This is a genomic window from Ruegeria conchae, assembly GCF_000192475.1.
In the GTDB taxonomy this organism is placed as follows: domain Bacteria; phylum Pseudomonadota; class Alphaproteobacteria; order Rhodobacterales; family Rhodobacteraceae; genus Ruegeria; species Ruegeria conchae.
Genome location: NZ_AEYW01000012.1, coordinates 126,117 through 151,979 on the forward strand (window position 1 = coordinate 126,117; position 25,863 = coordinate 151,979).

At 53.5% G+C, this 25,863-nt stretch carries 17 protein-coding genes; 12 read left to right on the top strand and 5 right to left on the bottom strand.

The genetic code is table 11. The features are described from left to right. Positions 1 to 4: 4 nt before the first annotated feature. From G7G_RS0111060 to G7G_RS0111085, 6 genes are all read left to right on the top strand, one after another. A complete protein-coding gene (locus G7G_RS0111060) occupies positions 5 to 355 on the top strand; it encodes a carboxymuconolactone decarboxylase family protein (protein ID WP_010441441.1) in 351 nt (116 codons plus the stop codon). A gap of 55 nt (positions 356 to 410) precedes the next feature. Then, complete coding sequence (gene phnY, locus G7G_RS0111065; RefSeq protein WP_010441443.1) at positions 411 to 1,859, top strand: phosphonoacetaldehyde dehydrogenase; 1,449 nt, start codon at positions 411 to 413, stop codon at positions 1,857 to 1,859. 127 nt (positions 1,860 to 1,986) lie between these two features. After that, positions 1,987 to 3,000, top strand: coding sequence for an NAD-dependent epimerase/dehydratase family protein (locus G7G_RS0111070; RefSeq protein WP_010441445.1), 1,014 nt, complete (start codon positions 1,987 to 1,989; stop codon positions 2,998 to 3,000). Between the two features lie 370 nt (positions 3,001 to 3,370). Beyond that, positions 3,371 to 3,544 carry a hypothetical protein gene (locus tag G7G_RS24390; RefSeq protein ID WP_010441448.1) on the top strand — a complete coding sequence of 58 codons (174 nt, stop codon included), beginning with the start codon at positions 3,371 to 3,373 and terminating at the stop codon, positions 3,542 to 3,544. Between the two features lie 285 nt (positions 3,545 to 3,829). After that, on the top strand, positions 3,830 to 5,563 hold the full coding sequence (locus G7G_RS0111080; protein WP_029621929.1) for a type I secretion system permease/ATPase: 1,734 nt from the start codon (positions 3,830 to 3,832) through the stop codon (positions 5,561 to 5,563). After that, positions 5,563 to 6,870, top strand: a complete 1,308-nt coding sequence (locus G7G_RS0111085) for an HlyD family type I secretion periplasmic adaptor subunit (RefSeq protein ID WP_010441452.1) — start codon at positions 5,563 to 5,565, stop codon at positions 6,868 to 6,870. The genes G7G_RS0111080 and G7G_RS0111085 overlap by 1 nt, the downstream gene beginning before the upstream one ends. A 20-nt stretch (positions 6,871 to 6,890) precedes the next feature. Here the strand turns inward: G7G_RS0111085 and G7G_RS0111090 are convergent, their stop codons facing one another. Beyond that, positions 6,891 to 8,936, bottom strand: a complete 2,046-nt coding sequence (locus G7G_RS0111090) for a dockerin type I domain-containing protein (RefSeq protein ID WP_010441454.1) — start codon at positions 8,934 to 8,936, stop codon at positions 6,891 to 6,893. A 221-nt stretch (positions 8,937 to 9,157) separates the two neighbouring features. On the opposite strand from G7G_RS0111090, the gene G7G_RS0111095 reads away from it, so the two are divergent. The 4 genes from G7G_RS0111095 to G7G_RS0111110 all read left to right on the top strand — a co-directional run bounded on the left by G7G_RS0111095 (position 9,158) and on the right by G7G_RS0111110 (position 17,475). Then, positions 9,158 to 13,009 (top strand): Ig-like domain-containing protein, encoded by a 3,852-nt coding sequence (locus tag G7G_RS0111095; protein WP_037321344.1) that lies wholly within the window; start codon positions 9,158 to 9,160, stop codon positions 13,007 to 13,009. 65 nt (positions 13,010 to 13,074) lie between these two features. Then, positions 13,075 to 13,662, top strand: coding sequence for a SapC family protein (locus G7G_RS0111100; RefSeq protein WP_010441457.1), 588 nt, complete (start codon positions 13,075 to 13,077; stop codon positions 13,660 to 13,662). 386 nt (positions 13,663 to 14,048) lie between these two features. After that, positions 14,049 to 16,181, top strand: coding sequence for a type I secretion system permease/ATPase (locus tag G7G_RS0111105; RefSeq protein ID WP_010441458.1), 2,133 nt, complete (start codon positions 14,049 to 14,051; stop codon positions 16,179 to 16,181). Continuing rightward, positions 16,165 to 17,475, top strand: coding sequence for an HlyD family type I secretion periplasmic adaptor subunit (locus G7G_RS0111110; RefSeq protein WP_010441459.1), 1,311 nt, complete (start codon positions 16,165 to 16,167; stop codon positions 17,473 to 17,475). Before G7G_RS0111105 ends, G7G_RS0111110 begins: the two co-directional genes overlap by 17 nt. A gap of 68 nt (positions 17,476 to 17,543) precedes the next feature. Here G7G_RS0111110 and G7G_RS0111115 read toward each other — a convergent pair whose 3' ends face one another. From G7G_RS0111115 to aspT, 4 genes are all read right to left on the bottom strand, one after another. Beyond that, positions 17,544 to 18,245 (bottom strand): response regulator transcription factor, encoded by a 702-nt coding sequence (locus tag G7G_RS0111115; RefSeq protein ID WP_010441461.1) that lies wholly within the window; start codon positions 18,243 to 18,245, stop codon positions 17,544 to 17,546. Then, positions 18,246 to 20,111 (bottom strand): PAS-domain containing protein, encoded by a 1,866-nt coding sequence (locus G7G_RS0111120; RefSeq protein WP_120981230.1) that lies wholly within the window; start codon positions 20,109 to 20,111, stop codon positions 18,246 to 18,248. Between the two features lie 91 nt (positions 20,112 to 20,202). Next, positions 20,203 to 21,819 (bottom strand): bifunctional aspartate transaminase/aspartate 4-decarboxylase, encoded by a 1,617-nt coding sequence (locus tag G7G_RS0111125; RefSeq protein ID WP_010441465.1) that lies wholly within the window; start codon positions 21,817 to 21,819, stop codon positions 20,203 to 20,205. Positions 21,820 to 21,837: 18 nt separating this feature from the next. Then, positions 21,838 to 23,523, bottom strand: a complete 1,686-nt coding sequence (gene aspT / locus G7G_RS0111130; RefSeq protein WP_029621933.1) for an aspartate-alanine antiporter — start codon at positions 23,521 to 23,523, stop codon at positions 21,838 to 21,840. Positions 23,524 to 23,921: 398 nt separating this feature from the next. On the opposite strand from aspT, the gene G7G_RS0111135 reads away from it, so the two are divergent. Beyond that, positions 23,922 to 25,046 carry an ABC transporter permease gene (locus G7G_RS0111135; protein ID WP_029621934.1) on the top strand — a complete coding sequence of 375 codons (1,125 nt, stop codon included), beginning with the start codon at positions 23,922 to 23,924 and terminating at the stop codon, positions 25,044 to 25,046. A gap of 1 nt (position 25,047) precedes the next feature. Then, complete coding sequence (locus tag G7G_RS0111140) at positions 25,048 to 25,863, top strand: ABC transporter ATP-binding protein (protein ID WP_010441468.1); 816 nt, start codon at positions 25,048 to 25,050, stop codon at positions 25,861 to 25,863.

The window sequence follows — 25,863 nt, forward strand, 5'->3', positions numbered from 1 at the left end:
ACAGTTGGACTGGAAAGACTTCATGGCCGAAACCGAGGCCAATATTGGTGTGTTCTCGAAAGAAGTGCCGGAAACCGTGCGTGGGTTTGGCATTATGGGTAAAGCTGCCAAAACGAACGGTGCACTGAGTGAGAAAACCAAGGAGTTCATGGCCCTTGGCATTGCGATTGCCACGCGATGCGATAGCTGCATCGGTTTCCACGCCCGTTCTTTGGTTCGTTTGGGTGCGACCCGCGGCGAACTGTGCGAGGCTCTGGCTATGGCGACCTACATGGGGGGCGGACCGTCATATGCCTACAGCGCCAAGGCACTGAAAGCGTTTGATGTGTTTTCAGAGCAATCGGGCGAGACATGATCTGATTTGGATGACATATTCCCGCTCATTCGCTTAGTGTAGGAAAGTTCGGGACATGTCAGCAAACGAAATCAGAACCGAGGGGATGAGGATCGGTGGCAAGGTCGTCTTTGCAAATGAGACAATTCCGGTCCACTACCCTTATACCAATGAAGTTGTCGGCAATGTTCCTGCTGGCCAAGCCGAACATGCGCGTCGCGCTTTTGAGGTTGCCGCTCGATACAAACCCAGCCTGACACGCCATGAGCGTAACCAGATCCTACAACGGACATCTGAGTTAATCGGCCTGCGCCGTGGCTATCTGGTTAAATGGCTCGTGCTAGAGCTGGGCATCTGCCATCAGCACGCAATTTATGAGACAAAACGCGCGCAGGATGTGTTTCAATTCGCAGCCGGTGAAGCGCTGAGGGATGATGGTGAGATATTTTCGTGCGATTTGACGCATAATGGCAGGGCCCGCAAGATTTTCACTATGCGCGAACCGGTGAACGCAATCAGCGCGATCACCCCCTTTAACCACCCTTTGAACATGGTCAGCCACAAGGTTGCTCCGTCAATTGCAACAAACAATTGCATGGTTTGTAAACCAACCGAGCTGACTCCGCTGACTTGTCTGACACTGGCGGACATCCTGTACGAAGCCGGTCTGCCCCCTGAGATGTTTCAGGTGATCACCGGGTGGCCGCAGGATATCGGCGATGAGATGATCACCAATGAAAACATTGACATCATCACATTCACCGGTGGTGTGCCAGTGGGCAAGATGATAGCGGAGAAGGCCGCATTTAAGCGTCAGGCGCTTGAGCTTGGCGGCAATGATCCACTTATAGTTCTGAACGATCTGTGTGACGCCGATCTTGAAAAGGCTGCTGGAATTGCGGTGGCAGGTGCTACCGGAAACTCTGGCCAGCGTTGCACCGCAATCAAACGTATTCTGGTGCAGGACAGCGTGGCCGACAAGTTTGTGGCATCGGTTCTGGAGAAGGCGAAGAAGATCAAATTTGGAGATCCGCAAGACCCCGAGACTGAGCTGGGTTGTGTTATCCACGACGAAGCCGCTGAACTATTTAATAAACGCGTTCATCTTGCTGAGAAAGCAGGAGCAGAAATACTATACCACCCTGGCCGTCAGGGCGCATTGCTACCGCCCATCGTGGTCGACAAAGTGCCCTATGACTGCGAACTGGTCATGGAGGAAACCTTTGGCCCCATCATCCCGATCATTCGCGTGCCTGAAGATGACGAAGCGGTGATACGCATCTCGAATTCTACGGGGTTTGGCCTTAGTTCGGGCGTCTGCACCAACGACCTTAATCGTGCCATTGCCTATATCAATGGTCTGAATGTTGGCACCTGCAACATCTGGGAACAACCCGGGTATCGCATCGAGATGTCCCCGTTCGGAGGCATCAAAGACTCAGGAAATGGTGTCAAAGAAGGGGTCATTGAGGCCATGAAGTACTTTACGAATGTCAAAACCTATTCGCTCCCCTGGCCCGGATGAGCAGGTTGATTTGGATAGAAAAGTGAAAACCGGCCAATAGGGAAATGACGGCTTGAGCCGTAGGACTGCAGGCGTCATATGTGCCGGTGGACGCAAGCGCCAAGCCCAGACACAAGGAAGCAACCTCATGCAAAAGGTTCTGATCACAGGCACCGCCGGATTTAGCGGATTTCATCTTGCCAAACTTTTGCTTGAGAATGGTAATCGCGTTCACGGCTATGACGGGATGACGGATTACTACGATGTCCGCCTCAAGCAGAGCCGGCACGCGCTGTTGTTGGAAAACCCGAACTTTTCGTGCGACGAAGGGATGTTGGAAGACACCGAGAGCTTCGACCGAATGGCTGACGCATTCGAACCGAACGTGATCATCCACCTCGCGGCGCAGGCCGGCGTCCGGTATAGCTTGGAAAACCCGCGCGCCTATGTCGAAAGCAATGTTGTCGGAACATTCAACGTGATGGAAGCGGCACGGCGACATAATGTACAGCACTTGCTGATGGCCTCCACCTCGTCAATCTATGGGGCTAATCCTGATATGCCTTTTGACGAATGCGAGAAGGCAGATCATCAACTTACGATGTACGCTGCGACCAAGAAAGCGAACGAAGCGATGGGGCATTCCTATGCGCACCTTTGGGATCTGCCGACAACCATGTTTCGCTTTTTCACGGTCTACGGCCCCTGGGGGCGTCCGGATCTCGCCTTTTTCAAATTTACAGATGCGATTCTAGAAGATCGACCCATCGACATCTACAATCATGGCGACATGTATCGGGACTTCACATATGTTGATGATCTGGTGCGAGCCATTTCGCTTTTGATCGATGTCGCTCCGGTTCGGCCCGAATCTCCTGAAGATGTCGTCGAAGGCGACAGCTTAAGCCCTGTCGCGCCATACCGCATTGTTAACATTGGTAACTCTGACAAAGTGCGCCTGTTGGATTTCGTTGACGCGATCGAAGAAAGCCTCGGCAAGCCCGCGATCCGAAACTACATGGAGATGCAAATGGGAGACGTGCCCGCGACTTGGGCCAATGCCGATTTGCTGCACCGATTGACTGGCTATCGCCCAAAGACAGAAATCAAGGACGGCATTCAGGCTTTTGTAGACTGGTATCGCGACTATTACAGCAAATAGAGCCTGCGATTTGGTCAATCTTAAACCAACCGCTACTCTGAGAAACTAGGCGGGTCCCCTTAGGGTCACTACAGTTATCAAATTGCTTGTTTCAATGCGTTGATGATCCGTGTCTGCGTATGTTCCTGTAATATGGGAGCATTGGCAGGCTGATCACACTTGCTGCTGCCTAATCGCCAACTGGCACATCTGATGCAATATTTGGCACCGGTGAATGAATTCTCAAATTGAGTGCGTCGCACGTTATCTGCAAGCAAATACCCATTATCTTTTCTGACAGAGCGACTGGTAGAGACCCCATCTTGGGTTTGAGTGACCCGCGAGATATTGGTGCAAAACTCTGCAAACCCAAAAAGCGAGAGATTTCTTAATGAAAAGAACATCTCTGGATGCCCTGGGATCTGCTCTCTGGAAAGCGCGCGAGTATGGCGTCGACACCCGGTTCATTGAGTTGGCTGGCGAGGTCAACACCGCGATGCCTGTGAATGTATTTGGCAAACTTGCAAGTGTACTCAATGAACGCAGTCAAGCGGTTTGCGCCTGAATGGCTGCCTTGTTTTGGAAGCTAGAGTAAACTCCGGCTGAAAATGGTTGGTGGAGTTTACCAAGGCCGGCGCGGATTACGCTAAGGCAGTCGGCGTGTTCCTGCCATATTCGAACGAGCAACAGCATAAACACCGCCGAAAGCTACTAAGCAGCGGATAACGCGCGTTGTCCCTGCATAAGCGCGCAGATATAGTTGCCACAATTGTCAGGTCGATTTCGGGTTCTGGAAATTCGGCTTTTGACGAGTTTTCGATGTGAGCAATCAAGGGCCGTTCGTGTGAGTTTGAAAAATCGCAACAACCCACCCCAGCGACACGAGCTGAGAAAAGTCCGCAACCAAGGCAACAGCTTCCTTGCGCTTGCGTTCCTGTTCAGTGTGTTTGTCAACTTGCTGATGTTGACCGGCCCTCTGTTTATGCTGCAGGTATATGACCGGGTCCTTGGGTCACGCTCGACCGAAACACTGTCAGCTCTGTTTCTGCTTGTCGCATTGCTTTATGCGCTGATGGCGATGCTGGACTATGCACGTGGCCGGATCGTTGCCAGATTTGGCGCCCGTTTCCAGTCATCCCTTGATGAGCGCGTGTTTGAAGGAACGATGCGGCGTGCCCTGTTTCCGCAAATTCGGTCAGCGCCTGCTACGGCGTTGCGCGATTTGGAGTCGATTCGCTCGTTATGCGCCTCCCCTGTTTTGCTTGCAGTGATGGACATTCCGTGGACCCCAGTGTTTCTTGCTGCGATTTTTCTGTTTCACCCATTGCTGGGCTGGCTGGCGGTCGCTGGTGGTACACTTTTGGTAGTGATTGCTCTGCTCAACCAAGGTTTAACGCACCGTAAGGTCGCGGAAGCGCAGGTGGCGACTGCCAAAGCCAACGCATTTTCTGAACACGCCCGGCAAGCTGCCGAAGTGGTGAGATCGCAAGGAATGCAGGAGGATGTATCTAAGCGTTGGCTGAACCAGCGGACCGAAGCGCTCTCGCAGTCGATTTCCGCCAGTGACTGGACAGGCAGTTTCACCTCACTCACCAAATCACTTCGGCTGTTTCTTCAATCTGCGATGTTGGCACTAGGTGCATGGCTTGTTCTTCGCAATGAAATGACACCCGGTGCGATGATCGCAGGCACTATCCTATTGGGTCGTGCTTTGGCACCGATTGAGATGGCGGTGGGCCAATGGTCAATGATTGAACGCGCGCGTACAGCCTGGATCAACCTGAACCAGTTTCTCGACTCCACACCACCAGAGGCATCGCGCACGAAGCTGCCTACCCCCAAGGCACATCTTGTGGCAAAAGGTTTGACCGTAATTCCGCCTGGCGCCAAAACCCCAACATTGCGCAATGCCGCGCTTGAGCTGGAGCCCGGCAGAGCGCTAGGCGTAATCGGTAAAAGCGGATCTGGCAAAACAACGCTTGCCAAGGCGCTGCTTGGTTTATGGCCCCCTGCAGCAGGTGAAATCCGTCTGGGGGGTGCGACGCTGGACCAATACGATCCTGACGATCTGGGGCAGCACATTGGTTATCTGCCGCAACAAGTTACCTTGTTCAATGGTACTGTGGCCGAGAATATTGCCCGTATGTCTCAGTCACCTGATCCCGAAGCGGTAGTTGCAGCGGCGAAAACGGCCAATGCACATGATTTGATTCTCGGCCTTGAGAAGGGCTATGACACGTTCCTCGAGGGGAACGATAGTCAGCTCTCGGGAGGTCAGAAACAACGCATTGCACTTGCGCGGGCACTCTATGGCAACCCTGTTGTGTTGATCTTGGATGAACCCAACTCGGCTTTGGATGCCGATGGAACTCTTGCTTTGAACACTGCGGTACGCGAGCTTAAGAAAGCAGGCAAATCCACCATCATCATGACCCACCGCCCGCAAGCTATCTCAGAGTGCGATGATCTTGTCGTCGTTGAAAAGGGTCAGATCGTAAAATCCGGCGGGCGCGATGAGGTGTTGAATACAATGGTGCAAAACGCCAACGTCATTAAACGGCATCTGAATAAGGTGGGTGAATGATGTCAGACAAGAGTTCACGTCCAGCTTGGAGCATCACGGCACCAGCCGTTGTCGGCTTGTTGGCCCTGGCAATTCTCGTGTTGGGGTTGGGAATCTGGAGCGTCCGCACCGAACTGGCCGGGGCGATCATTTCCCAGGGTGTGATTGAAGTGCAAAGCAACCGTCAGGTGATCGAACATCCGGATGGCGGGGTAGTCGGCGAAATCTTCGTACGTGACGGTGATAGTGTCACCGAAGGCGAATTGATGCTGAGGCTTGACGATACCTTTCTGGCGTCGGAGACAACCATCGTTGAATCACAGTTGTTCGAGTTGCTTGCCCGAAAGGCTCGGCTTGAGGCAGAGAGGGACGGCGCGGATATCGATGCACTTGCCCAAAGCCTGCAGGAGCTCAAATCCAATGAAACAATCGGTGACGATTTGCTGGCGGGCCAGCAACGTTTGTTCAATGCAAGACTTGACACGCTGACCCAACAGATTGACCAGTTGGGCAAACAAAAGGTTCAGATAGGAAACGAGATTGAGGGCACGCAAGCGCAGCTTACATCGCTGAACACGCAAGTTGGACTCATCAGAACCGAACTTGAAGATCAGCAGGGTTTGCTGCAACGCGGTCTGACGCAAGCAAGCCGTGTCTCTGCCCTACAAAGAGAAGAGGCAAATCTTACCGGACAAATAGGGCGGCTTGAATCAACCATTGCACGGCTCAAGGGCCAGATCGCAACGACCGAAATTCAGATTGTCGAACTGCAGGCCACCCGCCGCGAAGAGGCGATTACCGAACTTCGAGATGTTCAATCTCGTGCGGTTGAGTTGGCAGAAAGGCGCCTTGCACTAACCGAACGTTTGTCGCGCCTGGATATTCGCGCACCCGTTGCTGGTACAGTTTATGACAGCCAGGTTTTTGCGATTCAGTCGGTCATACAACCCGGTGAACCGATGATGTACGTAGTTCCTCAGGACACTCCGTTACTGGTTGCCGCGCGCGTTGACGCATTGCATGTGGATCAGTTGCATCGTGGACAGGATGTCGCCCTTCGGTTCCCGGCCTTCAACCAGCGTGACACCCCCGAGATCGAAGGCCATGTAGTCAACGTTTCGGCTGACACGTTCACCGATGAGACTAGCGGCTTTACTTTCTATAGGGCCGAAGTGGTGCCCGATGAAGGCCAGCTTGATCGTCTCAACGGTCAGGAACTGCTGCCTGGAATGCCAGTTGAAGCTATGATCAAGACAGATGAGCGTACACCTCTATCCTATCTGATCAAACCATTGGCTGACTATTTTTATCGCGCATTCAGGGAGTGATCGGGGCCTGAAGCCCATGCTCAAACTGCTTCGACATTTCCCAGGAGTATTGCGGTCATATCAAGCGTCAAAGCGCCATCTATTATGGTGACATCGACGCTTGTATCGTAATTTACATTGTTTCTGGAGATATCAGACAAATTTTCGTTCGCGTCCAGAAATACCCATTCGGCCCCATGTGCGGTGGGTTGTCCAACCGCGACTTGTAGAATCGCCAGCGCGTCGAGGGCATTAACCGACCCATCCCGGGTTATGTCGGCTGCGATGAAATTCTCTGCAGCGGTAGACCCCCAGGTTGGATAGAGACCGACGGACATACGCAAAACCTGCAGAGCATCCAGCGCTGTAATTTCGCTGCTCGCTGTCGAATAAGACTTTATGATTTCTAATTGTCCGGGAAACGTCCCATCCGGTACTTCCAAATCGAATTCACCATATTCATTGGCTTGCGCTGTGAGAGTGGAGCCTCCATCAGGCGTAAACCGGATTTTGGCATCCCTAAGCGCTGGATTGCGGACGGAAGCATCAAGTGTAAATGCGCCAGCTAAACCTTCTGAGGAGTTGTTATCCGGACCGGCACCCAAATCAACCGGGATGTGGTCCGGCCCACCAAACCCGGACCCGAACATTTGGGTGCTGGTCAAAGGGGTGTTGCTATCCGAAATCAGGTCGATTGTTTCCTCAAGATAGGTTATGCGAGCGCCTGTCGCTGTTGATGTAAAATCCAGCTGCGCAGGTGTTCTAAGGAACGGGTAGTGCGACAAATCCAGTCTATCTGTCCCAGCCTGAAAATCCGAAATAACAGTTGGACCACTGCTTTGACGGATCACGAATACATCCGCGCCTGCCCCACCTGTCATGATCGTTGAACTTGTACCGGTGATCAGGATGTCGCCGCCCGCTCCACCGTTCAGGGTTGAATCCAGAATCCCTCCGCTTAACAAATCGTCTTGCGCGGTCCCGGTTACCGACCCAAAGCCTTGCGAAACAATTCCCAAATCCGCAACTGATACGCTGAGATGGGTTATGCCCGGATCTGTTTGAGACGTTGCAAAAACCTGTAATTCGTCCCCCACATGCGCGATGCTGAGGGATTCAACATTCTGCAATCCGGTTTCCAGCGTATCTGCAAGACTATCCATATGAATGAGTTGCCCATCCGGGGTCATCGTGAACAGTGTGACGCCGTCATCGCCGCCCCCGGCCAGGACAAATACCCGCCCCTCTACTTCAATGACCGATAGATCCTGTACAGATTCGAATCGGGTATGCAGTGTATCCAGGACGTGATTGGTTGGTCTGAGCTGACCATCGTCGCCCAATTCCATGACGCCTATTGAGTTGCTTTGGGAACCCGCTACGACGACCCAGGATTTGCCATAAGCTTGAACAACTTCGATAGCATTTGGCGCGCTTATGCCGAGCGACTGAATCGAAGTATTTCCATCGACCGCGGACAGTACACCTGAATTCTGGTCGACCAAATACGGCTGGATGGAGCTGCTTGCCGCATCAATGGCCATGACGAAATGTTTCGATCCGACTTGTAACGCCCGCAGCTCATCTGCTGAGCCTGCAACCGAATTTATCACGTTCAAAGTCCCGTCTACATTGATGTGATACGTTGCAAGCTGCCCGGTATCAGTTTGTGCAAGCGTAAGAATTTCGTTTGTACCAACCGTCAACTGTGTCGCTGCAGAAATATCTCCGCCGCCAGACAGAGTGTTTGTTTCGCGGATGCTGCCAATGCTTCCATCAGGGTTCAGGTCATATCCGATCAGACCCGTCGCGGTATCGACGTCCAAAATTAGCTGATCGCCAGAGGCGAGTTGGATTGGAATGCCACTCCGACCGACTTGATACGAGATCGACGCGTCGAAATACTGCTGGTCTATTTCCTGAGGCGATACTTCCGAACCAAGTTGCCACGAAACGATCCCGCCTCCGGGTCCAGTGATACTATAGAGATACGTTTCTCCGTTAAACGTTTTTAAAGCCGTATCGCCGATACCTGAATCGAGCGCTGCGGTCCCCGTTGCCACCACACTTTCGAACTGAAGCTTCATCGCCCCTACCCCCTACCACCCCTGGCAGTGGAAACAGGATGGAACGATGCGCAGACCAGAACCAGAGCAGAAATGTGGTGAAAATAGGGACTTCGGTTCCAGATTAATTCAAGTTTTCCGGATTGCTCCCCCAAAGGTGCCAGATCGCGCCACGAATGAATGGGTTTGAACCGGGAAATGCGGGACATTCAAAAACCGCGTCCATCAAATGTGAGGGCAACATGACCAACAATACCGGCTCGACCAAAATTTCGATCACGGACTCTCAGCCCAATGCGCAGCGCAAGCGCCATGTTCGCAACTGGATAGACAAAAAGCTCAAGCTATTGGCCAAGCGTGGATTTGCAGGTGGTCTTGGGTCAACACTATTGGCATTGCCGGTGTTGGCACAGGCGACCGACGAACAGCTCGAAACCTATCAATTTGCAAATTCGATCCCCGGTGTTCTGGTTGTAAAATTGCTTGCAAATGGTGATGTCCAACTAAGCTTGGCGGATGGTCGAACGATTGTTGTCACCGCCGAGAACGTTCAAATTCTGGAAAACGGCGCGATTATGCTTGCCGACGGGGTCGCCGCAGAAATTGCTCAATTCAGTCTCACAGCGGAAGCCGCCGGAGCGACCGCCGCCGCAGGCGGGGTGAGCGGCGCGGGGCTTGCATTAGGTGGGCTGGGTATTGCCGGTGCAGCTGCCGCTGCTGGCGGAGGTGGTGGTGGAGGGGGAGGAAGTGATGAAGATCCCGAGCCAACTACGGTCGCAACAGAACCTCCTCGCCCACCCAGCCTTAATCTGCAGGAATTGCAGACAAATGAACTTAATAATATCAGCAGCAAATCAGCGACCCCCGAGGGCACAACTTCGGTAGAGGTAACCATTGGTTCCGTCACCAGAGCTGTCACCCCCGATATCGATGGAAACTGGAGCGTTTCGCTGACTCAAGCCGAAGCGGCCGCGCTCCCTCAGGGGATTTCAACGGTTACAATTCGTCATCTGGATGGAATGGGCACGGAACTTTCGGTGGATACCGCCAAGTTTGACGTCGATACAGTCCCACCTACATTGGCAATTACCGCGTTTTCAGCTGGCGCAGTTTTGAATGGCGCAGAACAAAATGGCGCTCTTGAAATCTCGGGCACAACAGAGGCGGAAAATGGCCAAATTGTCACGGTAACAGTCGGTGGTCAGTCCTATCAAGGGACAGTTTCTGGGGGCAGCTGGGACGTCTCGGTACCAGCCGTTGATCTTGCGGCTTTACCAGACGGAGCTAACATAGCAGTAACGGCAGATGTAACTGACCGCGCAGGCAATCCCGCCGTTCAGGTAAATGATGCATTTGATACAGACTTCTCTGCTCCTGCTCTGACTCTGAACCCTGTCGCCGGCGGATCTATCGATCTTGCAGATGTTGGCGGCGATCTGGTTCTGACGGGGACAACCACCGCCGAGAACGGTCAGGCCGTTACCGTATCTTTCGACGGCCAAGATTATGGCGGAACCGCTTCGGGCGGCAGTTGGTCGGTGACGATCCCGAATGGGGATCTTTCTGGACTGGCCACCGGGGTGCCCGCTACCATTTCTGTTGCGATCAGCGATGCTGCGGGTAACCCTGCAACACCCATTGTTGTCTCTGTACCGGTCGATCTCACTGGTCCTTCGATAGCAATTGCTCCCCTATCCGTCGGTGCCGTCCTGAACGCAGCTGAGGTGGGTTCTGATCTGACCGTAAATGGGACAACAGGAAACGTATCTGACGGCCAGCAAGTTTCGGTCACTCTGAACGGCCAAACTTATACAGATTTGGTATCGGGCGGCAGTTGGAGCGTGAATATTCCAAGTGCAGATCTCATAGCACTCGCTGATGGCGGAAGCTTCAACCTGACGGCCGACGTTACTGACGCTGACGGCCTACCGGCTCCGCAGGACGTTGTCGGCCTGTCCAAAGATGTTTCAGCGCCCACATTGAACATTGATAGCTTTTCGCATGGCGCAGTCATGAATGCGACAGAGCGTGATACGGAACTGACCGTCTCAGGAACCACTTCGGCCGAGGATGGCCAAACGGTGACCGTATCCCTCAACGGGCAATCCTATACGGGTATTGTTGAAGGAGGGTCTTGGATTGCCACCGTACCTACCGCAGATTTGGCGCTGCTGTCAGATGGCGCAACGATATCCGTGACTGCAAATGTCTCCGATTCGGCTGGTAATCCGTCATTGCAGGCTTCCGGCAGCTTCGACACTGACTTCACACCTCCAGCATTGGTAATTTCGTCCCTATCCGATGGTCCGGTGATAAACATCGCCGAGCAGGTTACTGATTTGGAAATTTCCGGAACGTCCAACGTCGGTGATGGAACACAAGTTACTGTCCAAATTGTAGCTTCAGATGGCACTGTTTTGCTAAGTGGTTCCACCCCTGTCAGCGGAGGTGGCTGGACTTACACTGCGGCCGCATCTGACCTGAGCAGTTTACAAGATGCGGCATCATACACCGTAAATGCTTTGGTTTCCGATGCCGCTGGGAATGACAGTAGCGCCTCGGCAAGTTTCAGCACGGACCTTGATGCACCTACGATTACGATGAACCCTATGACTGTGGGTCCTGTACTGGATGTAATTGAACAAGGATCCGATCTGAGCGTTTCAGGTTTCACCTCCGCTGAAGATGGACAGTTGGTTACCGTCAATCTGAACGGTGCGGATTATACTTCTGTGGTTTCTGGTGGTACTTGGGCTGCGGTTATCCCTTCTGCCGATTTGCTTGGGCTCGCTGATAGCAGCAGCTTTCAGATCACAGCATCGGTCCAGGACGCAGCAGGGAATCCGGCAATTGACGCAACAGCAACGTTAGATACAAACTTCCGTCCTATCCTGAGCCTCAATACGCCCGGAACGAACGGAGCAGTTTCACTAACCGAAGCGCAAAGCACCGGATTAACGATCTCTGGTGGTTCTACGGGTTTAACGCCAGGTCAGGCGATTGATGTCACGCTAAATTCAGTCTCCATCGGCAGTGCAACCGTTGCCGCTGATGGAAGTTGGAGCCTTGCAGTGTCCGCTGCAATCTTCGCCTCGATCGATGCTGGAGACTCTCTCGATTTTTCTGCACAGGCAACTGTGTCTGGTGGTCCGAACCCCTCCCCAATTTCGGTTGAAACCTTCGCTCATGTGCCAGCCGCTTATACTATTTCTGAGGTTGGTCGAAGCGGATCGACGGTGACATTTGAGATTTACGCAGACCCGGATCGCGATATCTCCAGCGGGCTGGCATTTACAGCTGATCTGGGCTTTGATTCTTCGATTGCGACTTATGACAATGGGTCCGAGATCGAGAACGCGGATTTCAACCTGTTCCTTGCGAACCCAAGCGGAGGTTCAACGATCAGTTTCGCCGGAGCTGCGACAAGCTATGGAGATTTGTCGCAACCAGTTGTTACATTCACGATGACCGTGCAGGATGCAACCAAACCGATAGTGCTGACGTTGACCACACCGGATGGCGGGCCGTCGCAACTTCATCTGGGCACCGCTGGGGCTGATCATCTAATCGGGTCAAACGTCGATGATGTCATCCATGGCGGCGATGGAAACGATATGATTGACTTCTCAGGCGCAGGTCGTGACGTTGTTGTGTTTGATGTAGATCCTGCGGCGAATGGCTTGGATAGCGTTCGCAACTTTACACTCGGCCCGGCAGCGAGCGTATCAGACGCGCTGCTATTTCATAATCTCGATGCAAGTACGCTGCGCGGTGACGGTACTGGAGTTGAGTTGCTTATGGCAGGAGGCACCATCGGCTCAAACACTGGCTTCGTTGGTTTGGAAACTTCACTTGCTGATCTGGATGTCAACACGATTGCCAGCGCTGCAGAGAACCTGACAGGTGCTCAGGCCGGAGACGAGATATATCTTCTTGCAACAGATGGCTCTGACAGCCTTCTTGTCAAAGTCGATTATTCAAGCCCAGGTTCAGCGTCGGTCGAAACACTGGCGCAGTTTGAAGGGCTTGCGGACCTAAGTGCGTTGACATCAGACAACGTCCTGTTGACCGACCCGACCGGCGCTTCTGCGTAGATCGTCGATCGGCATTTGGCGAGATTACCTGAGGTGATCTCGCCGTATCCTTACAAGAGGTTTGTATGACAGAGAATGGTCTTGTCCCCGTACATGTTCGGCGTCATCGCAACTTTTTCTGGCGTCGTTTCACGTCTTTCGGATTTGCCCAAAGCATGGCCGGATGTCCGATCGTTATTTCAGAAATATCTCGGATCGCGTCTGCGTTTCCCATTGTGTTTCAGCTGCGGGGGGATGATTTCATACCGACGGCGCTGTTTTCAGTCGCTGCTGGCATAGCGTCACCCTTTGTCGATCCAAAAGGGCATTGGCGTGCGCCGTACGTACCGTCAGCGCTTCGTTCCTACCCGTTTTACACAGGGCCTTGTAGAAATTCCGACGTTCCTGCGGTGCAAAAGTTGTGCCTGTACGTAGATGAAAACTCTGGATTGTTGACGCGCGATCCACAAGATAATCCGTTTTTTACCGACCAAAATAAACTGTCTCAGGACCTCCAGGACGTGCTGCAGTTTTTGCAACATCGTGAAGCCGCAGCAATCACAACCCACCGCCTTTGCACATTGCTTGCAGAAATGGAGCTTTTTATTCCCCTTCAGGATTTTGAAGGGATCGCTCTGCCCCCAGCATGTTGGGGCATCGATAGAAAAAACTAAATCGCGTTCCGGATGTTTTCAATCTGACGCTGATAAAAAATGATGCGTTTGAACTTATCCACGCTCATCAGATTTCGTTGTCGCAATGTGCATGGCTGGCACAAGCGCAGAGAGGCTCAGAATACAATCATTCGTCTTCGAGCGACACACTAAACGGGTTCTTAACCGCGATGGCCAATGATATAGCCCATGATCACACAAACGCAGAGCCGATCAATGAGATGGGCTAACTATCTATCAAAGCTACCGTTTCTGGCGACCGTGCTTTTTTCTACACAGAAAGTAGCGCCAAACCTAAATTGTGAAAAGCGGGTAACAACTGCGAGCCGATCCGTAAATTCGATTGATCTGTTGATCGTCAAACTAAACTATTGGGGTAGGCTCACATGAAAATTACTCATGGTTCTATAACGCCGCTAGAATCTTGCTTGTTAAATGTAGCAGCCACGCTCGAACGCACTTTGACAATTTCGACACTGTCTGCCGCACGGTCGGGTGAGGCGGATGATCTAACCGTTCGCGACGCGATAACCTTGGCGCAAAATGCCGGGATGCAAGTTGGTTTTGGAGCGCAAAAAATCAACGCATTTGACGCAACACTGGCGCCAGCGATCCTGTTGTTGAGTGATGATCGTGCCGTCGTTTATCATGGCCGCTCGCAATCGGGTGATCTCTTACTCTTTGATCCAGCGTTAGGCGATGGCGTCGGAGAGATTTCTGAGGGAGACTTTCAGGAAGCATATACAGGCTATGCCTTACTTTTTCGACGGTCGCACGATGACGAGGTCGGCACCTCTGACGCGAGGCACGAAGGGCACTGGTTCTGGTCCGCGCTCGCGGTGAATCGTTGGTCCTACTTTCAGGTCGCGTTGGCGGCTGCGATGGCGAATATTCTGGGGCTGACGACTTCAGTTTTCATAATGATTGTCTACGACCGGGTGTTGCCGAACGAAGCAACGGAGTCTCTCCTAGCTCTAACTTTCGGCGTGTGCTTGGCATTGATATTCGACTTTGCGCTTAAACTCTTGCGCGCCGGTTTCATTGACCGCGCCGGACAACAAGCCGACATGTTCATGGGGCGGAGCATCTTCGACCAGATGCTTAATATCCGCATGACCGCACGGCCAGGTTCAGTCGGTGAAATGGCCAGCACGATAAGAGAATTCGAAACCCTGCGTGAGTTCTTTACTTCGGCCACTTTGGTCGCAGTTGTAGACTTGCCGTTCATCGCCGTCTTTATCCTTACCATCTACCTCGTCGGGGGGCCATTGGCGCTAGTTCCAGCACTTGCCGTACCGGTTGTTTTGCTGAGCGGATTAGCTGTCCAACCAATGTTGTCACGGCTGGCGGAAAATAGCTTTGCCGATGGACAGTCAAAGCAATCTGTACTGGTCGAGACAGCAACTGGTCTTGAGACGATCAAGACCACAGCTGCAGGTCGGAAAATGCGAACACGCTGGGAGAATGCAATCGTGCGCCAGTCGGAGCATGGGGCGCGTAGTCGCGCCATTACCCAATTCGCACTGAACCTGACCGGGCTTACTCAACAAGCCGCGCAAGTGTTGATTGTGTTCTACGGCGTATTTCTTATTGCAGATGGCCAAACCAGCATGGGTGCGCTTGTGGCATCAGTTATGCTGACTGGACGGGCTTTGGCGCCATTGGGCCAGTTGGCTCAGACACTTACGCGCATCAATCATGCGCGTAGTGCTTTTCGCAATCTCGATAAGCTTATGCAGGCAGATAACGAACGGCCGCAGGGCCGGTCATGGGTGAGCAGACCCGAGATTTCCGGGCGCATCGCGTTTAACAATGTCTATTTTACTTACCCCGAGCAAACTGACGATACGCTAAAGGGTGTTTCCTTCACCATCGAACCGGGTGAAAAGGTAGCGATCCTTGGCCAAATTGGATCAGGCAAGAGTACGATCGCGCGATTGCTGCTGGGATTATATCAGCCGCGCGTGGGATCTGTAATGCTCGATGGGCTGGACATCCGTCAAATCGATCCCGGAGAATTGCGTCACAACGTTGGCTCGATCCTGCAAGATATTTGGCTGTTCTCTGGTTCAATCAGGGACAATATTGCCAGCGGTATGATGCGTCCGCACGATAGCGATGTAATCCGCGCTGGTCAGGTAGCGGGGGTTGAGGATTTCACCGCCAAGCACCCGCTCGGTTACGACCAACAAATCGCCGAGCGTGGTGAAGGCCTGTCAGGCGGTCAGAGACAATCAGTTGCTCTGGCTCGGGCGCTCATCGGCCGCCCCCCGGTGTTGGTGTTGGATGAACCGACAAGTGCCATGGATATCAAATCCGAGGCGGAGACAATCAAAAGGTTAAAATCTGCAACGCAACACACCACGATGGTTATCGTGACACATCGTACAAGTTTGTTGGAACTGGTGGACCGCGTGATCGTGATTGAGGATGGCAAGGTCGGCATGGATGGACCCAAAGGCGTTCTTGAGCAACATGTTCGCAATCCCGGGAGGCATCTGAATGTCGCGGCATCCTGAACTCAAACAGCTCGCGCGCGAAATGCAAGGGCAGGCACCGCTCCGGGGATCCGTGTTACTGTTCCTGATAGTGGGATGCATCATCACCGCGGTTGCGTGGGCAAATTTTACAGAGTTGGACGATGTTGTACGCGCCGATGGCCGCATAGTACCCTCCGGAGACATTCAGGTTATTGAAGCCACCGAGCCGGGGGTCCTGCAATCTCTGCATGCATATGAAGGGCAGCTGGTCGAAGCCGGAGCGTTGTTGATGGAACTCGACAGTAACCAGATTGAACGTGAGTTAATTCAGGAACAACAACGCGCATATGCTTTAATGGCGCGTGCCCAGCGACTGCAGGCGGAAATAGACGGGAGTGATCTGCAGTTTGGCGAACCTTTGTTGAGCGAAGCTCCAAGCGTCGTACGATCAGAAACAGCGCTGTATCGGGGGAGGCAAGCTGAACTTGCCTCCGAGATTGCAATTCTGACGAGACAACACGAACAAAGACAGCGCGAGTACGAAGAGGGTTTGGTGGATCAGATTACAACAGTGGAAACATTGAATGTTCTGGCTGAAGAGCGCGCAATGATGGAGCCTCTGGTTGAGCAACGCATGGAACCTGTAACTACATTGCTTGCATTGCGTCGGAGTGAGGCAGAATGGACTGGCCGAAAGACCAGGGCTGAGGCGGTGATAAGCCGCCTTAAGGCCGGTCTTAACGAAATAGATGAAAAAGTAAGCGCTACGCGCAGCAGATTTCGCAGCACTGCACTTACGGATTTGGCATTGGTTACGGCTGAGCTGTCGGCGTTGCAACCTGCCCTGCCCTCGCTTCGCGACCGGGTGTCGCGCGCGCAGATTCGTGCTCCGGTTCGAGGCATTGTAAATCGCATCCACAGTAAGACAATCGGAGGTTTGGCGCGCAGCGGTGAAGAATTGATCGAAATCGTGCCATTGGACGACGGATTGTTGGTGGAAGCTTACATTCGCCCCGATGACATCGCATTTTTGCATGCAGGACAACAGGTTAAGATGAAGATTACGGCCTACGACTATTCTCGATACGGCAGCTTAGACGGTGAGATCATTCGCATTGGAGCTGACGCAGTAACGCGTACTGACAGGAGTGAAGAAGAGGTCTTTGCAGTTGAAATTCAGACCTCGGACACCATGCTGGACGGATCTGGTATGGCGGTCGAGATCATACCCGGAATGATCGCGGAAGTTGATATCCTTGCGGGTCGAAAAACGGTGCTGGATTACCTGATCCAACCGGTATTGAAGATCAAGGACCAGGCCCTTCGCGAATGAGCTCTCGTCTCAAGAAATGCTGGCTCATTCGTCGTGGCGGTAAATTGACAATTGTTTAAAAGGGATGCTCATCGCCAGGCAACGTCGCCTAGAAAGATGTACCCTGCCCCGTAGATAGTTTTGATCAGGCGCGGATTTTTGGGGTCCTCTCCCAATTTTGTCCGCAACCGTGAGATACGTACATCCATCGCTCTTTCAAAGCTGTCACCAGCGCCACCACCTAAAATCTCTTGCATACGGGCCCGACTGATAAGGCGTTTGGGACTTTCGAGGAAGAGGCGCAGAACCTCACCTTCGGCGTGGCTGAATGGTGTTTCCGCACCATTTTCATCAATCAGAACATATCGGTCAAAATGCGCGGTCCATCCGTTGAATTCGGCGGCATCTGAGTTTTGCACGGCAGGACCAGTAGACCGTAAGCGGGCGCGAACACGCGCGATGACCTCTGCGGGGTCGAAAGGTTTGGTTATGTAATCGTCCGCCCCAAGTTCGAGCCCTGTCACTCGATCCTGCACCTGTGCCCGGCCCGAGATGATAATGACAGCGGCCCCCTGCTCGAGCGCAAGGCGATGTACCAGTGCCAGTCCATCAGTATCAGGGAGCGACAAATCTACAAGGCAGACATCTGGCGTGACCCGCTTCAACGACGCTTCGAATTCGCGCGCGCGCGCAAAGCTTTGGGTTCGAAAACCCGCATCTTCGAGAGCGCCTGTCAAAATGTGACGTATTTCGGGTTCATCATCAAGAATGGTCACCAATGGTTGTGTCATCTACGCGGCCTCGGTACGGATCAGAGCGGAGAGCTGCTCTGGTGTGAAAGGTTTGCTCAGGACAGGCGCGCGTTTCAGCGCTTGATGATGCAACGGATCGGAAATCGGTAGGGATGTCATCAAGATGCAAGGCAAAGCACCACTCAGATGGTCGACGATATCGATACCGGTGCCTTCACCCTCAAGCCGGATGTCTGATAGCACCAGCGTGATATCTTCAACATCGGACGTCAAAGTAAGTGCTTCTTCAACCGAGCTCGCTTCGATGACGGGACAGCCCAATCCAATCAGAATTTCCCGAAATTGGCTGCGCAATTCATCGTTGTCCTCAACCAAAAGTACAAGACCCGCCTGAGAGGGCGGCGCTGGTCGGAAAGGCAGGCGAATTACGACCGATGCACCAGAAGGAGTGTTCCGTAAATTCAGATCGCCCCCGGCGAGCTTTACGGTGTCATAAACCATCGGAAGCCCCAGCCCCGATCCATCGCTGCCTTTGGTGGTAAAGAACGGATTTAATGCTTGCTCCAGCGCCTCCGGAGTAAAGCCTGACCCCGTGTCCGAGACCGTAATCTCGATCCAAATGGTTCCGATCGCATGCACACTGATGGTAATTTGACCGGACGTACCACAGGCGTCTCGGGCATTCAGCACGAGATTTAGCAGAGCATCCTGCACCATACCTGGATCAAGCATCAACGGCTTGTTGGGCAGAGTATTTACGACCGACAGTCCCATTCCACGCGGTAAGGAAGGTGTGGCCAGAATGCGCAAATCCTCGAGTAGCCCGCGCATATCCGTCGCCTGTGGTTGTGGTGTGCGATTGCCAGTCATGTCTGCGATGCGGTTCAACAATTGCCCGCCTCGCCGTGCGGTCTGCTGCGTGGCGGCGATCAGTTGGTCTGCTTCTTTAGGCAAATCCATCTTCTCCAGACGCGCCTGCATGCCAAGTATTATGGTCAATAAATTCGAAAAATCGTGCGCGAGCCCACTTGTCATTTGCGCCGCCATCGCTCTGCGTCGTGTTTGCTGAAGGGCGACACGAGCTTGTGTCTCTTCGGTAATATCCACCGACATGACATAAACGCCACCAGCTTCGTCTGGCGTGAAGGACACGCGAATGCGGCGCGAATCCTGATCCTCGGTAAACTCAAAAACCGATGGTTGGCCGCCATACGCCTGTTCCAGATGCGGTTTTACCCGATCATAGGCCGATTGCCCCAAGGCCTTTGATATGTGAAGGCCCAGAATGTCAGACGGGCGGCCGGGCATAACCGAACTGAGGCGGCGGTTTGAGTAATCGTATCGTCCATCAGTATCCAGATGCGCGATATGAGCCGGCATCATCTCGGTTGTCATCCGCGTGCGCGCCTCGATCTCGGTCAACTGGCGCTTAGCCTCTTCAAGCGCCGTAATCGTTGCAGCCAGTTTCCGGTTTGTTGCCGAAAGCTCTTCGGCGTGTCCTAAAAGTTGGCCGGACAGTTCTTCTGAGCGGGCTCGCAGCAAATCTTCCACCCGCTTTGTGCGCGTAATGTCTGTGTAAACAGCCACCCAACCACCATTCGGCAAGGGCGCACCTTCGACCGAGATCACTTGGCCATTGGGTCGAGTACGCTCCATGTAGTGTGGCTCGAACGCCAACGCCTGAGCAACGCGGGTCTCAACCATTTCGGCGACATCACCGTCCGGGCCGTACTCGCCACGGCTGGCGAGAAAGTGAATGGTGTCGTGGAACAATGCACCTGGTTCGACAAGCTCATCCGGCAATCCGAACATTTCCTGAAATCTCAAATTGCTGACTACAAGGCGCAACTGACTGTCATAGATCGACAGCGCTTGCCCGATCAGGTTCAGGCCAGCCGTTGTCATCGCCTTAATGCGTTGTTCAGATATCTCCAAATTCATCCTCCCCTGCGCCTATGGGTAACACCAGTTCAGGCACAGGTGTAGGGAATTTGATCTAGCCATGCAGCGGCAAATTGTTCGCGGCGCGGTAGGCCTGCACGTAGCCCCGCGCAACCGATCGAACAGCTATTCCGATCTGCGAATAGGCTTCATCCGGCAGGTTTGCGAAGGACACGCGGGCCGACCATCCGGGTGCATCAAATCCGCTGCCGTTTAGCAAAACGATGCCATAGTCTTCGGCCAACTTGAACGCGATATCCAACGGGTGAACATTCTGTTTAATCCAAGCCACGACATCTTCGCCGACATATTTTCGCAGCCAGTATTCAAAATCGATGATGCCGTAATATGCGTCGTAGTGCTCACCTGCCTGCACCTCGATCCCCATCGCTTCGGTCAGGAGTTTAAAACGGCGATGAACCAGTTCCATGCAGGCGGTCTGATAGATTTTCTTGCTATCGACCAATTCGCACAGCGAAAACAGAGTCATCATAACCTGCTGCGGCAGTGATAGACCCGCTGTGTGGTTTAGAGCGACATCGCGACTATCGGCCACTAACCGGTCAATAAAGCGGATATCCCGTGGCGTCAGGCTGAGTGTGCCATAGCGCTTGTCCAAGGCCTGTTTGATCTCGTCCGGATGATCCGCCAGTTTCAGATCGAAGATATTGTCTTGCGCTACGGCAATCACTCCAAGCCGCCAGCCGGTGCAGCCAAAATACTTCGAATAGGAATATACTCCGATCGTATTGCGCGGCAGATGGCCCATGACCGAGGTAAAATCATGCACAAAGGTGCCGTAGACATCATCTGTCAGCACGATCAAGTCAGGACGTTGATTTTCCACTAAATCCGCCAACTTGCGCAACGAAGCGGTGCTGAGCGCAACTGAAGACGGATTGCCGGGATTGACCAGAAAGAACGCCTTTACTTTGGGATCTTTCAACTTTCCCACAGCGTGGTCAGTCAGTTGGAACCCGTCTTCCTCGTCGGTCTCCACATGGACAGATTCAAGGCTGTAGTCCTCCAGCTCTGGCATTTCCAGATAGGGGGTGAATATCGGTGTGCATAGCGCAATGGTATCGCCGGGGTTCAGCAGCCGATTGGCTTTCAGAGACTTGAAGATGTAGCACATCGCCGCCGTACCGCCTTCGACTGCGAACAGATCGAACTGAGCGTCAGGCCGGTGACCCCGGCACATGGACCACATCAGGTACTCATGGGCGATGGCGGCATTGTGTTTCAGAATGCGGTCGGGGACCGGATAGTTGTCACCGATGATCGAATCCGTCAGCTCATGCACAAATTCATTCGCATCGAAATCAAGTGCGGAAATGGCATGCGCCACGACCTCAAGCAGCGTGTCGACACCCGGTGTTTCAGAATGATCAGACGCCCAACTCTGCAGCCGTTCATGGCAGCCTTTCTGCGCAGGCATTCCGCCTAAACCAGCAGGATGGTCCATCACGCGTTTGGATTCAGTTATTGCAAATTGACCAAGGGCAAAGAACGCTTCGCGTGGGCGGGTGGCGACCCAGTTGGGATTGCCTCGTCCTGCATTCAGAAAGGCGCTGTTGGCCTTGTGCGCCTCAGCCGATGCCAGTTTGATCAGCTCATCTTTGATCTGAAACGGGCTGAGTGCTTCGTAGTCGTGCAGCGTTACTCTATCCATACCGTGAACCTCTTCAAATCAGCTTAAGATCAAAACGACGACCATACCGAAGATGGTCAGCAATGTGTTCCCTATCGCATACGGCATTCCGTAACCCAGCGCCGGGATGCGACTTTGCGCGGCTTCTTGGATCATACCCAATGCAGCTGTGGTGGTCCGAGCGCCGGCACAGGCGCCGAACAAGATCGCAGGGTGAAACTTGAACACGTAATGTCCGACATAGACCGCAAAAATCATCGGCAGCGAAGTTGCGACGATCCCCCACAGCAACAGCGCAATACCAGCCTGTTGCAGCCCCGCGACAAATCCCGGCCCTGCGGTGATCCCGATCACCGCGATAAAGACGTTCAGACCCAGCGTGTTCATCAACCAGAGCGCCGGGCCAGGTATTCGGCCAAATGTCGGATGGACAGTGCGCAGCCAGCCCAGCACCAGCCCGGCCAGTAGCGCGCCTCCGGTGGTGGAAAGGCTGATCGGAAAACCACCCATTATGACTGACAGAGTTCCGATGATCCCACCGATGAATATGCCCCAACCCACAAAGGCCAGATCCGTGGTATCTACCGGGCGGTCTGCATAGCCGATCTGGGCAATTGCGGCCTCAACGTGCCGCTTGCTGCCCTGAATTGTGACGATGTCACCTCGATGCACAACGGTGCCTGGCAGCAGCGGCAAATCCTGCATGTTGCGCATCAGTTTCGAGACATAAATGCCCCGCGCGATCGACAATTTGCTTAGTTCTTCAAGCGTCTTGTTATGCACCTCTTTGCTGGTGATCAGCACATCCAGCTTTTCCGATGGAATACTCAGTAGATCAGGCGCATCAGCTTCTGTGAGGTTGGTCTCAAGCAACCCCACCAGATCAGCGCGGCGGCCTGAGAACATCACGATATCTCCGACCTGCAATACGGTGTTATCGTCTACCTCAATGATCTTCCCGTCGCGTCTAAGGCGTTCGGCATAGATGCGGATACCGGGCATCAGGTTTTTGACCGGTTGCCCCAGCAGATCGCTACCTTCTGGGATCTCGAAGGCCCGCGCCTCGATCGCGCGATAAGCTGAGACGATGCCATCACCGGTTTCCACCGATGTCGTGCCACCCAGCTTGGCCTCATACTCCTTGCAGGCCGCGACCAGATCGACGCCGATCAGGCGCGGGCCGATCTTGGCCAGAATGATGGCCGACCCGATAGTGCCGTAGATGTAGGTCACCGCATAGGCGATCGGAATCTGGTTAGCATAGGTCTTGGCCTGTTCCGCAGACAGGCCCAGCTGACCGATCTGGTCAGTGGCGACTCCAATCGCCGCCGAAATCGTCTGCGATCCGGCATAAAGCCCTGCTGCATAGCCAAGCTCCAGCCCCGCCACCTTGGCTGCGATGATCGGAATAACAAGGCAAAGCGCGAGCACGCTGAGCGCAAAGAGCACCTCGCGCGCGCCGTCTGCCTTCAAACCGCGAATGAACTGCGGTCCGACACCGTAGCCCACGGCAAATATAAACATAATGAAGAATGTCGATTTAACGGCCGAGTCGATGTCAATCTGGGCTTGCCCAATCACCACAGCCGCCAGCAAAGTTGCGGTGACTGTGCCCAGGCTGAATCCCATCACCTTCCACGGGCCGACTAAGAAACCGATACCGATCGACAAAAATACCGCCAACTCAGGATAATTCTGTAGAATATTCACCAACCAATCGACCATCATCCACCTCTCAGTTCGTGCGCAATAGGCATGTGGTGCAAGCGTCGGTGGCGAGGCAGAAATGCGCCCTGCAAGCTAATCTATTTGCCGACCAAGCCGCACGTTCGACAAACTCAACCACAACTTGAAATTCCAGCACACGATACCTCAAGAAGGATATTTGTCCATAATTATCTGAATATTAACCTGTTTTGCTCCCGCGCGCCTATCAATATCCTTTGAGGTTTGGCCAGCAGAATCTTGGTATTCAAATGACGGGTTTCGACCAATTGCACTGTTTCTTTAGCAATCTTCGCCCCGAATTTCACTGTCGCACACTCGCCATGCGTGAGGGTAAAATCTTAGCTTGTTTGAACAAATCCATTGCAGGTCCCAAGTGTTTGCCATCACATACGGCTATGACACGGCCGACGATAAATTCTGAGACGAGCGCAACCGGCGTTTGCATACGGATATCGGGGGACTTGCGCACGCAATCGTTGGATCGTGTTGAAGGGGATTTTGCGACTCTTATGCCCAACGGGCAAGATGCTACGATAGACATGTCACAAGTCGAGTCTTTGGATACCGGAGGGGCATGGCTTGTTGCCAACCTCGTACGACGGATGAGTTCCAATGGGGCCCAGGTTCGGCTTGAAGGAGTGGCCCCAGCGCATTCTTCGTTGATCGAGACGGTATCGCACAACTTACCCGATGCGGCCGGAGAGGAGCTGCCGCCGCAGGGTTTTGTGAACTGGGTTGCCCGGGTCGGTCAAAGGACTTTTGGTGCCTGGCAGGACACGTTGTCGATCGTCGGTTTCCTGGGCCTTACCCTGCATCGCTTGGTTCGAACTTTGATCATGCCCTGGCGGTTGCGGCGTGCTGCTTTGTTCTCGCAGATGGAGCAGGTCGGCTTCAAAGCTCTGCCGATCGTTTCCTTGATGGGCTTTTTGATTGGGGTTGTCTTAGCGTTCCAGGGTGCGACTCAGTTAAAACAGTTTGGGGCCGAGATCTTTGTAGTGGAGCTGATCTCAATCTCTATCCTGCGAGAGCTGGGTATCCTGCTAACCGCGATTATAGTCGCAGGCCGTTCTGGATCGGCCTTTACCGCCTCAATCGGCTCCATGAAGGTGCAGGAAGAAATTGATGCGATGCGGACACTCGGGCTTGACCCGATCGAAGTTCTCGTCATCCCGCGTGTCGTAGCCTTGCTTATCATGCTGCCAATCCTGGGCTTTGTGGCCGACATGGCAGGTTTAATCGGTGGCGCTTTGATGAGTTGGATCGACCTTGGAGTGAGCCCTGGCATGTTCCTGACCCGGTTGAAGGAAAATACTGGGGTGGCACAACTTGCCGTTGGAATGATCAAAGCTCCTTTCTTCGCGTTGGTGATCGGAGTTATTGCTTGCTGGCAAGCCATGCAGGTCAAAGGTTCATCGGAAAGTGTTGGTCAGCGGACGACAGCCTCGGTCGTGCAATCGATCTTCATGGTAATTGCGATAGACGCGCTGTTCTCGATCTTTTTCTCAGAAATGGGGATATGAGATGGATGGGGCCGCGCTGCAAAACAAAACCCAATCCGATACGAAACGCGAAGCCGTTATTCGTGTGCGCCATCTGACCAATCAATTTGGAGAACAAGTGGTCCATGACAATCTTGATCTGGATGTCTGGCGTGGTGAAGTTCTGGGTGTGGTCGGCGGCTCGGGCACCGGTAAGTCGGTGCTATTGCGCACGATCGTTGGGTTGAACAAGCCTAAGTCGGGCAGCATCGAAGTTCTGGGCGTTGATGTCCTGAACGGCCCCGAAGAAGAGCGTCAGCGCATCGAAAAAAGCTGGGGTGTCGCCTTTCAGGACGGAGCGCTGTTTTCCTCGCTGACCGTGCTGCAAAACGTGATGGCGCCTCTGCGTGAACATACCGGCATAAGTGAAAAACTGATGGCCGCGCTTGGGGGGCTTAAGATCAGTCTGGTCGGACTACCTCAGCTAAGTTGCAGCAAGTTCCCCTCGGAACTGTCCGGGGGTATGCGCAAACGCGCCGCGTTGGCCCGCGCCCTGTCATTGGATCCCGAAATCGTGTTTCTGGACGAACCAACTGCTGGGTTGGACCCGATCGGGGCTGCCGCTTATGATGATTTGATTGGTGAACTACAGCACGCGCTTGGTCTGACTGTGTTCATGGTGACGCATGATCTGGACAGTTTATACGCCATTTGTGACCGCATCGCTGTACTTGCGGAAAAGCGTGTGCTGGTTGAAGGTCCGATAGAAGGGATGACCAAGGTCGATCATCCTTGGGTTCAGGAATATTTCACAGGCCCCCGCGCCCGTGCGGCACAACAGAAGGGGCAGGACAGGTAG

Coding starts and splice junctions, on each gene's coding strand:
- G7G_RS0111140 (WP_010441468.1), top strand. CDS start 25,048: ATGGATGGGGCCGCGCTGCAAAACAAAACCCAATCCGATACGAAACGC.
- G7G_RS0111090 (WP_010441454.1), bottom strand. CDS start 8,936: ATGAAGCTTCAGTTCGAAAGTGTGGTGGCAACGGGGACCGCAGCGCTC.
- G7G_RS0111125 (WP_010441465.1), bottom strand. CDS start 21,819: ATGGATAGAGTAACGCTGCACGACTACGAAGCACTCAGCCCGTTTCAG.
- G7G_RS0111070 (WP_010441445.1), top strand. CDS start 1,987: ATGCAAAAGGTTCTGATCACAGGCACCGCCGGATTTAGCGGATTTCAT.
- G7G_RS0111085 (WP_010441452.1), top strand. CDS start 5,563: ATGTCAGACAAGAGTTCACGTCCAGCTTGGAGCATCACGGCACCAGCC.
- G7G_RS0111115 (WP_010441461.1), bottom strand. CDS start 18,245: ATGACACAACCATTGGTGACCATTCTTGATGATGAACCCGAAATACGT.
- G7G_RS24390 (WP_010441448.1), top strand. CDS start 3,371: ATGAAAAGAACATCTCTGGATGCCCTGGGATCTGCTCTCTGGAAAGCG.
- G7G_RS0111095 (WP_037321344.1), top strand. CDS start 9,158: ATGACCAACAATACCGGCTCGACCAAAATTTCGATCACGGACTCTCAG.
- G7G_RS0111120 (WP_120981230.1), bottom strand. CDS start 20,111: ATGACAACGGCTGGCCTGAACCTGATCGGGCAAGCGCTGTCGATCTAT.
- aspT (WP_029621933.1), bottom strand. CDS start 23,523: ATGGTCGATTGGTTGGTGAATATTCTACAGAATTATCCTGAGTTGGCG.
- G7G_RS0111105 (WP_010441458.1), top strand. CDS start 14,049: ATGAAAATTACTCATGGTTCTATAACGCCGCTAGAATCTTGCTTGTTA.
- phnY (WP_010441443.1), top strand. CDS start 411: ATGTCAGCAAACGAAATCAGAACCGAGGGGATGAGGATCGGTGGCAAG.
- G7G_RS0111135 (WP_029621934.1), top strand. CDS start 23,922: ATGACACGGCCGACGATAAATTCTGAGACGAGCGCAACCGGCGTTTGC.
- G7G_RS0111110 (WP_010441459.1), top strand. CDS start 16,165: ATGTCGCGGCATCCTGAACTCAAACAGCTCGCGCGCGAAATGCAAGGG.
- G7G_RS0111100 (WP_010441457.1), top strand. CDS start 13,075: ATGACAGAGAATGGTCTTGTCCCCGTACATGTTCGGCGTCATCGCAAC.